Consider the following 10,677-nt stretch of genomic DNA (forward strand, 5'->3'; position numbering starts at 1 on the left):
ATCAATTAAATCAACATTAGGTTTAATGGTTTTGGCAAATTTTGGCAATGTCTTCGCAATGGCGTCATATTGCGCGGACAAATTCGTGTTGTCGTACTTAGCATCCGTGATTACCTGCTTGTCACCCAGTGCAGCTTTAATACCGGCTTAAATCGCCACAACCTGCTTGATAGCGGCAATGCGATTCTTGCTTAACTTCAATGTCTTCTTTTGCGCCTTAGTCAGATCACCCCGGAGCTTGTAGACCTTCTTGTACTCCTTGCTTGCAGCAGCGACCTTAGCCTCAGTGACGTGCTTACTTGGGAGCTCGTACAACTTATTCGCGAAGAGACCCCGTACATCCTTTTCCAGAGTCTCTATCGCAACCGTTGTATCATCATTGGTGGTTGTCTGGGCTGTGGTTTTTTCCCCACAGGCCGTAAGCGTCAGTGCTGTCATTAGGATCAGACTTCCTGCCGTGATTGTCGCCTTTTTCATTTCTATCTCCCCCATATCCTCGTGATTTATCCAACAGCCTAGCCAATCAGCCAGGCGCTCTTTTCTATTGCATCCTTTTGAGCTTCAGCTTTGCATCCAAGTAACGTTGTTCCTCATCTGGAAGTACCGGCCTTATCGCATCTGTTTCCCCAGGCTTTAAAGCCGTCGTGTAATAACCGTGATCAATAATCTTGTAACGAACGCCCTTGGTCAGTGTCTTGATTGGCCGCCCAAGACCGTCAAATATTTGCTTTTCTTGTTCTTTGAGCATATTTCTCGTCCTCCTTAGCGGCTTACATAGCAACACACTGTCCTGAGTTTGGAGGATTCGTCTTGTCGAGAGACGAAAAGGTACTGGAACACTGTGTTGTCGTGTAAGCCGCTAAATTAGCAACTACACATGTACCGCTTCTGGGTTCTTATCCAGAATCCAAAACGTATCGACGCGGTTGCCATGCTTCTTATAAACTCTTGTTACACCCGTGGCCAAGCGCGTCACGTTGCTCAAAATACCGACCTCTGCTACGGTGATTGGTCGCCCATTCGCTTGCCGGTACTGAGCATAATCCTGATAGGTCGCACTACCTGAGTGCTGCTTTAGAAAGTCAGTGAGCTGGCCCACCACTAATTGTACACGTTCTGTCTGTCGCATTGGCTTACCTCCTACGGTTCGTACTTTTACGTGTGAAATATGCCTACGCTTAACACGTAGGGTTTAACGTTTTCGCTACTTCCGTTTAGTTTTTAGAGTATATATTGTTTTATTTTGACATCAGCATTTCATCCGGCTTTAGGCTCTGAGTCGGACTGACCTTAGCAGCTATGCTGCATGACAAGGGGCTTTTGGCGTGCGCCCCTACGACCTTTCCCGCCTTTTCATGTCCTCGCAATGGCATTCGCCGTCTAGCGATTAAGTGCAACGCTGATTGTCTCAGCGCCCATCAAGTGCCTTGCCGCAAAAACGACTAGTGAGGTGGCTCGTTTTGAATCTAGGTCACATCTTCCTGTAGTGTGCGTGGTTCTCACGCGAATCTGTCCCTGGCTGTGTGTCCCGCAGTAAGAGTGACCAGAAGCGGGCAGGGATAAAGGTATTCAGTTGTCAAAGGACGGGCGTGCCTACGGCTAGCGGCATTAGCCGCTAGTTCAACGCGTCATAGAGGTGGCGTGCTTGTTAAGCGCACGCATATTTCACACACGTTGTTGCTAGATTAGATTGCGCCTGGCGGTATCGTCGTCAGTTTGTCGCGCGGATGTTTCCGGTGCGCGATGGCACGGTGCTGTGAGTTGTAAACCGTGCGAATACTTGGATAGACACGCTCTAGAAGGACATGCTGGCCCTGGAAGCGATCGTACAAACGACCGTCACCCAGATTGATGAAATAGCGGTGATCCCAGGTGCGGATTGCTGCTGCACTATGTACTAGATCTTCAATGGCTACATATCTTCCCATTTTTCCACCCTACCCTTGCTTTAAGCATTAACTTCCGCCACATAAATTGCGAGTGGGACGAGAAAAAGGGAGGTCACAGGCTTCCCCGCGACCTCCCTCGGTACATCCTTCACTTACAGTTTCCCTGCTTGAAGCGATGGTGCTGCTTCCACACATGGTAAGCTTGTAAATGCTGTAGATGTACAGTAGGGGGTAGTCACTCAGGAAGTTTCGTTTCCGTCGTGTGACTCCGAATTTGCGCTTAAAACCGGTTTACAAGGCCGGTCAGCACTTTCGGTTAGCCCACTTTTTTTGTGCCATAGAGACACTCGCAATTTACACCTTCAGAATATCAGACCTTTCGCAAAAGTCAACGGTAAATATTTTTCAATATTTTGTAAGCGCTATCCCGAAGGCTGTTATGTTGCGCAAACCCTTGTCAAATCACAACTATGCCAGGCTAGACTTCGTAAACCGAACACACGTTCGTTCTACAAACTTATAATACCGCACCATTTCACCAAGTCAAGCATTCGCTTGCTTGTGCTCCCGTTGCCGCCGACGGGCCCGGTTTACTTCACGGGCTTCCATCCGGGCTTGCTTGCCCGTCCGCGCGTCAGCAAAGCGATCCCGTAGGTCACGCAAAGCCGACCGATCAGCATCGGTTTTGGCCTGATAGGTAAGTTGGCGAATTGACTCATTTTCAAAGACTTCCTTCATCGCGCCGTAGAGGTAGTTATCAACGTTGCGGATGGAACGCTCGCTGCGGCCGTCGAGTTGATCTTTCCAGCGCATAACAACTCGCAGCAGTGCCTTGTTAAGCTCGTCCTGCAAGTCTTCGGTGACCAAGTAGGTATCGTACTCTAATTCAGCGTCACGCTTGGCATTCAGGACAATGCCAACACGCTCACGCGCTTCCTTGAGCGTATGACTCCACTTGCCGATGAGTTGAAGACTGCTGCGACTCAAGATGTTTCCAGTTACTTCAGGGTCGATGCTGTCCGCAAAGTTATCCAGGAGCGTTCTCTCTAACGCCTGATCCTGTTCTGGGTTTTGCACTGGGGCATGTTCGCTCGTTGGCGAAACAGACTCATGCAATTCCAAATCAGGCGTCTCTGTCTCTTTAAGGTCTCTAGTAAGGTATCTAGAACTTGATTCTAGATTGCTTCCACTTTTCGGAATTCCAGAAAGTGGAACTCCTTTATCCATGACGTTTGTTGGAGTTCCACTTTCTGGAAGTCTGCTTTCTGAAACGTTGTGAAGTGCCTTTTCGACGGGATCATGGTTGTAACTTTCGGTAGTATCAATTTCGAGTTCAGCGAGATAAAGATGATTTGGTTGATGCAGGCCCATTTGTTTTTGAGCGAGCAATCCGGCCTCCTCAAGTTCATGCTTAACCTTGACCACAGTCGAGTGGCCGCAATTTAGGATGCTTTCGAGGTCCTTTATCGTGTAGATAAAGAAGACGTTGTCGTCAGCGTCTACCCAACTGTTCGATACTGAAAACTGCAAGCGCTCCTGGAGGGCCATGTAGGCAATCTTTGCCTTGTCGCTGAGTGTTCGATATTTTTCGGCGTAAAGAAGCGCCGCCGGAAACTTGAAGAATTGGGTCTTGTAGACTGTCGCCTTTTTTGTATAGTGGAAATTCGACATATTTGCTCCTCCTGTTATGCTGACACGCAAAAGAGTCCCCTGCGTTTCCGCAGACGACTCTAATTACAAACAGAAGTAGTTCAGGGCTAGAATACCCTATAACCAATTTGACTGCAATGATTATGGCAGCTTACACAAGATAATGCTATAATGACTTCGGATGTGTTGTGTAAGATGCTTGGTCTGCGGATCAGGCATTTTCTTTATATTTGGAGCGTAACACCGCGCCTTTCAAGTTACAACAATAAAAATGCTTTCCGTATACCGTATACTAAAACTATTTCCGTATACGGTATACTAAAACGAAGGCATCGGTATACGGTATACGGAAACTCAGCTTTGCGTATACCGTATACGGAAAAAGAAAAGACCGCTATATCGGTTAAAGCTACAGAGAACGAACGGGAACGTCACCAATACATTTCGTATACCGTATACGAGAACTACAATTTTACACGTATACGGTATACGAAAATTAAGGCAATCAACAAAAACGTGCTGAAAAGTTTTTTGAACAACCTGAGCAATTGTGGAGACTACTCGACGAAAAGCAGCAAAGGGTCACATGCTTGAACAAAAAATTACAGCCTGCTGGATTCGATTAGAGACTTGGCAAGAGATGTGCTGATCTACAATCAAATCACAATAGAGGTTCCCATTTGCTGAACATACAAAGAACCTTGCCATATCTGGGAAAGTTAAGTAAGTCATACCGGGGACACGTAAAGTGCCGCCTTTTTTTCTATTCTGTTAGTTATCTTTCCGTATACGGAAAATGAAAGTACTGGAACATTAGAAAAATCGACAAATGGCGCACGTCAGTGTCATAAATACATTACGTATACCGTATACGTAAATGGTTTCGGTATACGGTATACGTAAAGTACAAAAAGAGACATATTCACATCAAGATTTTTTTTACGAAAAAAGGCCGATGTTACTCAGCCTTTGATGGAACTGTGCTCTTACGATTCAGTCGCGTTGATGATATCGTTGATGGTCTGCAATGTTTGCGCTAGTGTGTCCGCAGCAACGTGCTCAATCTGCTCAAAATGACGGCGGCGAAAATCAAATGTGTGAAATTGAAGTGGGTTGACGTAGCCATCCTTTTTTTTCTGGTGCAGCGGAACTAATAACCCGGTGGCTTTTAGCCAATTGCCTTCAGCGTGGCTAATAGGGCAAACGACTGCAAGACCAGTCATTTTGGCGTATTTGGCGTTACTGACGACAAGAGCTGGCCGGCGTTTCTGTATCTCCTTGCCTGCACTCGGGTCGAAGCTGGCGCTCACGATGTCGCCTTTGTGTGGGATATATTCAGCTCCACTCACTATTCAGAACCTCCTGGTCACCAAGGACGTCGTTTTGTTTGAGATCTGCGTTATACCAGTCGCCCTCAAATGGGTTACGGTGTTTCGGAATAAACACGATGGCGCCGTCGGCTTTACGTTGAACCTCAAATTCTTGTCCTTCTTCGACGAGAAGTTGCTTTGGTACAGTAAGCGTCACGGAATGGCCGACTTTCCTTGCTTTCACTTTCATCTAAACCGCTCCTTTCGTATACACGTAGTATACACCCGCCCGTGTTTAATGTCTATTATCGGTTTTTCTATCAGTTCTGAGTATTAATCAATTTCCGTATACCGTATACGCGTAGAGAACCAACGAGAAGACGATTCCAGCCTATTTTGTTGAACAATAGAAGATGTGGTTGGGACTTCAGATAAGTTGATTTTTGTCTCTGCGGGTGTTGGGCGGAGCAGCTTATATTTGAAATGCCAGGGGAGCATACACAGTACTTCCCTTTTTTGTCGTGCATGGCAGAGCGCGTTTACGTATACCGTATGCCGAAATAGTTTACGTATACCGTATACATGAACTATTTTACGTATACGGTATACGGGAATTAATGTTTTTTAAATCCTTGATATGCAGGTATTTATAAACAGATTATTTTTCGTATACGGTATTGACTTGTGACTTTTCTTTCCGTATACTGAAAGTAAACTAAGCGTTAAGGAGAAGATAGTATGGCAGCGAGAACATTTACGGTAGGAAACTTTAAGGGTGGCGTGGGCAAGACAAAAATAGCGACTATGCTCGCGTACGACAATGCTGAAGTTCGTAATGAGAAGACGTTATTGGTTGACTTGGATCCGCAGGCAAACGCTAGCGATGTTCTAGCAAAGTCATTTGGCTTAAGCTCATTAGACAAGACAATTATGGATGGAATCAATGCCAACGATTTTAACGAGGCAATCACGCACCTCTCCGATAATCTCGACCTTATTGCCTGCACAACAAACTTTTCAACCTTTGAAAAATATGTTATCCAAGGCTTTTCGGATGAAGCTGATCAGGTTACAGTCCTCAAGAACTTGCTAGATCCTATTAAAGACAAGTACCAGGCCATTTTCCTGGATGTGCCGCCGACCATTTCGGTTTTCTCAGACAATGCAATGGCTGCCAGCGACTACTCCATCATCGCATTCCAGACGGTCGACGAGTCCCTGCAGGGGGTTAAGAAGTACGTTAGCTACCAGAACTTCATGGCGCAGCACTACGGCGTTTCCTTACAGGTCATTGATATTATTCCTTGCATGCTCACGTCAGACGACAAGCTGGATCACGATGTGCTGAGTGAGGCGCGAGAGGAATTTGGCGATACGGTATCTTCTACTGTCATCAAGTATCAAAAGCGATTGAAGGGCTATTCTCGGACAGGTATCACCTTGAACCGTAACCGAAATGGCAACTTTGAACAATGGGATTATCGTGCACACGCAGGGTTCATTGATCTACTGAACGAACTCGATGCTCGTGACGAGTTTGTACAGAGTAGTAAGGAGGCGTAAGAAGCATGGCAACACGCAATGAATTTCCCACCCCAAAGAACAATAAACCTAAAGCATTTACGCAGCTTGTGAGGCAGCCAAAACCGGCGGTCACCATTGCAGGAGATAATGATTTTTCAAGAGGTGGGTTGACCCCGCCTAAGCAAAGGGAAAAGGAAGAAACACAAAAACGCGTAGAAAAGAAGAAGGTATCCATTGGTCGCCCAAAGAAAGACCCGTTGTACACCGCCACGTTGCCTCAACGCATCTCACCAGCCACCAAAGCTAAACTAGATGTCTTGCAGGAATATGTCACGGAGTTAAGCGCAGTAGATACCAAAGTCACCTTTGACGTACTAGTTAGCGCCCTGGCGGACGCATATGTCAATCAAAGACTTTCGACAGCAAAGGTTGAGCATTTCCGGGACGAGTTTGATCTTGCGCTGAAACAGGTAATGGGAAAGTAGACTTTAAAAATAAGGTAAATGTGTAAACCGAAAAGCGTTCAACTACTAAAGTACCAAAGTACCATTGGATGCAACTGCACCAAGCTAGGGCTTTGCGGAGAACCACACCTTACTATTCTTTTGATGGCGTTAGCGTGTATGTGTGAATCCCAGGGAGCAGCTGCTGCTCACCTGGCAGGGGGAGAAAAATGGCAGTAACAAAGAAAGATCTTTATGCAGCCTATGCAAAGCATACCAAGGAGGGACTAGATGATCTGCATGAACCCGGCAGCGACCCGGATTGTGCCGTGTGCGATGAAATCAACTTGATTTCCTTGCAGCTTGATGGTCATCCTGACGCCACCAGTGCGGTTCAGTTAGACATGGTTGAGACACCGATGCAAAAGGCGATTCCTGCTGTGTGGGAAGTAGAAGAAGATGATGGCTCCGTCAGCATCATCCGTACTGTCACACACCGCCAAGAGCACAGTGTGCTTGCCCGTGGCAAACAGCGCCGGAAGATTGGAACTAGTGAGGCCCGTAGGCTTGGGATCGCAATAGAAGGAACCAAGGTCATAACGCTAGACCAGGCCATCAAGCGCATGGGCCGCGCGGGCGGCACGATTGCAACCTGGGGAGAGATTGAGCTTGCCAAAGGGACGGCCTTGCGCAAGCCGAGCCAGCCAGATCAGTACGTTCAGTTTGACGGCGGGAACCTCGCTGCTATTCAGAAAATCGCTGAACCGGCGAACGCGCACTTTACCAAAAAGCACGACAAGGTTCAAGTTGACGCTTATGCTGGCAGCAAGCAGCCAAGCTTTTCCCTGGAGGTTGGTGACATCCTAATCAGGCTTGCTACCGGCCGCCTCCTAGCCTTGTCACAAACGGATTTTGAAGCCCTCTACGATTATGACAGCCAAATCGGCTGGACGCTTGCAGACTAGCGTCGAAGGAGGAATGGATGGCAAAGAAAATACAAATCCGGCGCAGAGACATGCAGGTGCCAGGTCAACCACACAAGAAGACCCCAGCGCCGGTCGCGCCGAAGGCAAAGAAGCCAAAGGTCTCAGAACGAGAAGTTGAACTCAAGCGGCAGCGGACGGCTCTGAACCGTGTGAAGCGCGAGATGCGGGGACTCGATGCCAAGGCACCAAAGAACAAGAATCCGCAGCGTTACGCCGTACTGAAGCAGAACGTTACCATTGCAATAGCCTACTTTCTTAACGACGACGGCTCCTTGAACCCACACACCTACAAGTGGCTGGTTCCAGCAACGATTGACCTTACTAGTGCACGCTTTGGCCAGGTCATCAAGGTGCCTGGGCGAGAGGGCCAGCCGCAGTCAGCGCTCTACGCATACAGCCACGTTGGGCAGCAGCGGCGCTATCGCAGCGGTAAAGTGGAACCGTCCGCCGAGATGCTGGCGTTGACAGACGAGATGGCCACAGATGCGCAGATCAAAGCAATGGAACGCCGAGTAACCGCGTTAGGCGACAAGCAGACACAGCACCGCCAGGAGTATGAAGGCCAGCGTAGACTCACACGAGCCGTTGCCAGAAAGCGCAGCAGACTTCGCGCAAGGGCGGACAAATTAAAAAGCAGCATCCAAGAACTGCAATAGAAAGCAAGGGGTATGGGATATGCTAACACAAGCGACGAATTGGATTAGTTGGGCGTTAGATGGGGTTCTTGACAACCTGTTACAGCTTCTGAATGCACTGGGGTACTTACTTCTAGTGCCATTCAAATTTTTGTTCAAGTGGATCTTTCAACCGATTTTTGGCTATATCCTAAAGGCAATTTTTGGTGACTCGCTACCAGGCGTTGGAATGTTCCTCGGTGTCCTGGTGCTGCTATTTGTGGCATTCTGGGTGATTTACGCCTGGCCCGCCTTCTTTGACGCGCTACTTCTAGTGCCTTTCTTAGGCGGTCTCTTTGTAGCATTGGGCAACCTGTTTCGTTTTGGTGCCAAAACACTGATCGCTGCGGGCATCATTTGGATTTTCTGGCAATTGATTAAGGCAGCCAGTCGGCTGATTGACCGCGCTGATGCGTGGGTGGACGCGAAACGTAGTCATCCAAGGCGTGGGTGATACTGGAATCGAGAGGTTTTGCCAATGAAGGCAAAAGCGGGGGCCAAAAGAGGCCTCTTTTTTGTACAAATCGCCCTTGCATAATGCGAACGTATGTTCGTATAATGGAGTCAACAACGAGGGGGCTAAATTATGGAACGTAACGTCCCACGGGAGCTTTGGTTGTACCCGGACAGAGGCATGAAGAAGTGGCTAGGCTGGATCCTGAGTGACCACAGCGCCTACATGGAATCGCAAGCAATAGACGAAATCCCAACACCAGAGAAGCCGGAGCAGAAGGCCAGCGTGATTGACCAGGTTCTTCAGACCGCCTGGGAGCAGGGCCAGGTCGTGGCAATTCAGCTCAACGCCCTTTACGACGGGCAATACCGGCGCGACCTGGAAGGACCAATTCTAGGCTACGCTGACGGTCAAATCTACCTTCAGCGCAAAGATGGTCTGGTACTGCCGGTTCAGGTCGAGGATATACGGCATATCGACGTGCTGGACGCAACCAAGTGGTGGCATCAATGAGTACGCCGTTAGACGACCCGCAGCGGTTACCAATCCACGACATCATGTGCATCGACTGCAAGTCCTTTTATGCTTCTACCGAAGCAATTAGGCGCGGGGAGTTTCCGCTGGCCGCCAAAGTGGCGGTACTCAGTAACGAGGAGAGCAACGGCGGCCTGGTGCTGGCGGCAAGCCCCAACACAAAACGGGATTACCACGTTAAGCTCGGCACCCGGCGTTTTGAAATCGACGATCAGATGGATATTGAGCTGGTGGAGCCACGCATGGCGGATTACATCAAGCTCAATTACAAGATCAACCGAGTCTACCGTGCCTTCACTGACGATAACCACTGGTACCCTTACTCGGTTGACGAGTCATTCATCGATGTGACCCGCAGCCACAGCCTTTTTGGCAGTAACGAGGAGATCGCAGCCAAGATCCAGGAAGAAGTCTTCCAGAAGTACGGAATCATCACCACGGTTGGCATTGGCCAGAATCCGCTGCAAGCCAAGTTGGCATTAGATAACGACGCCAAGTACCAAGAGCCTTGGCGGGCAAGCTGGACATACGAAGAGGTGCCCGAAACCATCTGGCAGATCAATAATCTGACCGACTTCTGGTCGATAGGCGACAAGACCGCCGCTAAGCTGGAGGCCATCGGCATTCATTCCATCTATGACCTGGCTCATGCGGACCGCGGTAAGCTGCACGCCAGGTTTGGCGTCTTACGTGACGCACTTTTCTTTCACGCCTGGGGCATCGACTATTCAGACCTAACGAAGCGATACCTGCCTCGACCTGAAAATAAGGGCTACGGCAATTCGCAGGTGCTCATGCGAGACTACGTGACCAAGCGCGACATCGAAGTGGTCTTGAGCGAAATTGCAGATCAAGTGGCAACCAGGCTGCGCAAGCACCACGTGCAGGGTGAAGTGGTCAGTGTCGGCATCGGCTACGCGGATGCTGAAGAGCGTGGGTTTGGCGCCCAAATGCACATCGACGCCACCAGCCGCTCAGACGACATCATCAGCGCGGCCCGCCGCCTGTTTGAAAGCAAATGGAACGGCCAGCCGGTGAGAAACGTGTCAGTTCGCGTTAATCGGGTCAGCAAGGCTGCTGGATTCCAGCTCAACCTCTTTGATCCACCAGAGAAGCAGACGGCTGACCTGGCCCTGGATCAAGTCGTAGACAAGATTCGCAGCAAGTACGGCTACAAGTCACTGGTGCGCGGCTACTCGAAGGAAGCAGGCGG

At 49.0% G+C, this 10,677-nt stretch carries 14 protein-coding genes; 7 read left to right on the top strand and 7 right to left on the bottom strand.

The features are described 5' to 3' along the window. Nucleotides 1-147: 147 nt before the first annotated feature. The 7 genes from EKM90_RS12000 to mazE form a co-directional block, all read right to left on the bottom strand. Nucleotides 148-438, bottom strand: a complete 291-nt coding sequence (locus tag EKM90_RS12000; protein ID WP_125582970.1) for a hypothetical protein — start codon at nt 436-438, stop codon at nt 148-150. A gap of 103 nt (nt 439-541) precedes the next feature. Further along, a complete protein-coding gene (locus EKM90_RS12005) occupies nt 542-748 on the bottom strand; it encodes a hypothetical protein (RefSeq protein ID WP_125582972.1) in 207 nt (68 codons plus the stop codon). Between the two features lie 123 nt (nt 749-871). Next, nucleotides 872-1,129, bottom strand: a complete 258-nt coding sequence (locus EKM90_RS12010; RefSeq protein ID WP_125582974.1) for a hypothetical protein — start codon at nt 1,127-1,129, stop codon at nt 872-874. Nucleotides 1,130-1,685: 556 nt separating this feature from the next. Beyond that, nucleotides 1,686-1,928: a hypothetical protein gene (locus EKM90_RS12015; protein WP_125582976.1), complete on the bottom strand. Its 243-nt coding sequence runs from the start codon at nt 1,926-1,928 to the stop codon at nt 1,686-1,688. 504 nt (nt 1,929-2,432) lie between these two features. Then, a complete protein-coding gene (locus tag EKM90_RS12020; protein WP_125582978.1) occupies nt 2,433-3,560 on the bottom strand; it encodes a replication initiator protein A in 1,128 nt (375 codons plus the stop codon). A gap of 965 nt (nt 3,561-4,525) precedes the next feature. Beyond that, nucleotides 4,526-4,888 (bottom strand): type II toxin-antitoxin system PemK/MazF family toxin, encoded by a 363-nt coding sequence (locus EKM90_RS12025; RefSeq protein ID WP_125582980.1) that lies wholly within the window; start codon nt 4,886-4,888, stop codon nt 4,526-4,528. Further along, on the bottom strand, nt 4,875-5,099 hold the full coding sequence (gene mazE, locus EKM90_RS12030) for a type II toxin-antitoxin system PemI/MazE family antitoxin (RefSeq protein ID WP_125582982.1): 225 nt from the start codon (nt 5,097-5,099) through the stop codon (nt 4,875-4,877). The genes EKM90_RS12025 and mazE overlap by 14 nt, the downstream gene beginning before the upstream one ends. Before the next feature lie 488 nt (nt 5,100-5,587). Here mazE and EKM90_RS12035 point away from each other — a divergent pair, with 488 nt between their 5' ends. The 7 genes from EKM90_RS12035 to EKM90_RS12065 all read left to right on the top strand — a co-directional run. After that, a complete protein-coding gene (locus tag EKM90_RS12035) occupies nt 5,588-6,412 on the top strand; it encodes a ParA family protein (RefSeq protein WP_125582984.1) in 825 nt (274 codons plus the stop codon). A 5-nt stretch (nt 6,413-6,417) separates the two neighbouring features. Then, on the top strand, nt 6,418-6,858 hold the full coding sequence (locus EKM90_RS12040; RefSeq protein WP_125582986.1) for a hypothetical protein: 441 nt from the start codon (nt 6,418-6,420) through the stop codon (nt 6,856-6,858). A 188-nt stretch (nt 6,859-7,046) separates the two neighbouring features. Continuing rightward, nucleotides 7,047-7,781 (top strand): hypothetical protein, encoded by a 735-nt coding sequence (locus tag EKM90_RS12045; RefSeq protein WP_125582988.1) that lies wholly within the window; start codon nt 7,047-7,049, stop codon nt 7,779-7,781. Nucleotides 7,782-7,798: 17 nt separating this feature from the next. Next, nucleotides 7,799-8,458 (top strand): hypothetical protein, encoded by a 660-nt coding sequence (locus EKM90_RS12050; RefSeq protein WP_125582990.1) that lies wholly within the window; start codon nt 7,799-7,801, stop codon nt 8,456-8,458. Between the two features lie 19 nt (nt 8,459-8,477). Beyond that, nucleotides 8,478-8,930: a hypothetical protein gene (locus EKM90_RS12055; RefSeq protein WP_125582992.1), complete on the top strand. Its 453-nt coding sequence runs from the start codon at nt 8,478-8,480 to the stop codon at nt 8,928-8,930. Between the two features lie 132 nt (nt 8,931-9,062). After that, the gene (locus tag EKM90_RS12060; protein WP_125582994.1) at nt 9,063-9,443 is read left to right on the top strand and encodes an LSm family protein; all 381 of its coding nucleotides are present in this window, start codon (nt 9,063-9,065) and stop codon (nt 9,441-9,443) included. Continuing rightward, the coding region (locus EKM90_RS12065; protein ID WP_164507987.1) for a Y-family DNA polymerase at nt 9,440-10,677 on the top strand (1,238 nt) is incomplete at its 3' end. The genes EKM90_RS12060 and EKM90_RS12065, both read left to right, overlap by 4 nt.

The organism is Lacticaseibacillus suibinensis, from assembly GCF_003946175.1.
Taxonomy (GTDB): domain Bacteria; phylum Bacillota; class Bacilli; order Lactobacillales; family Lactobacillaceae; genus Lacticaseibacillus; species Lacticaseibacillus suibinensis.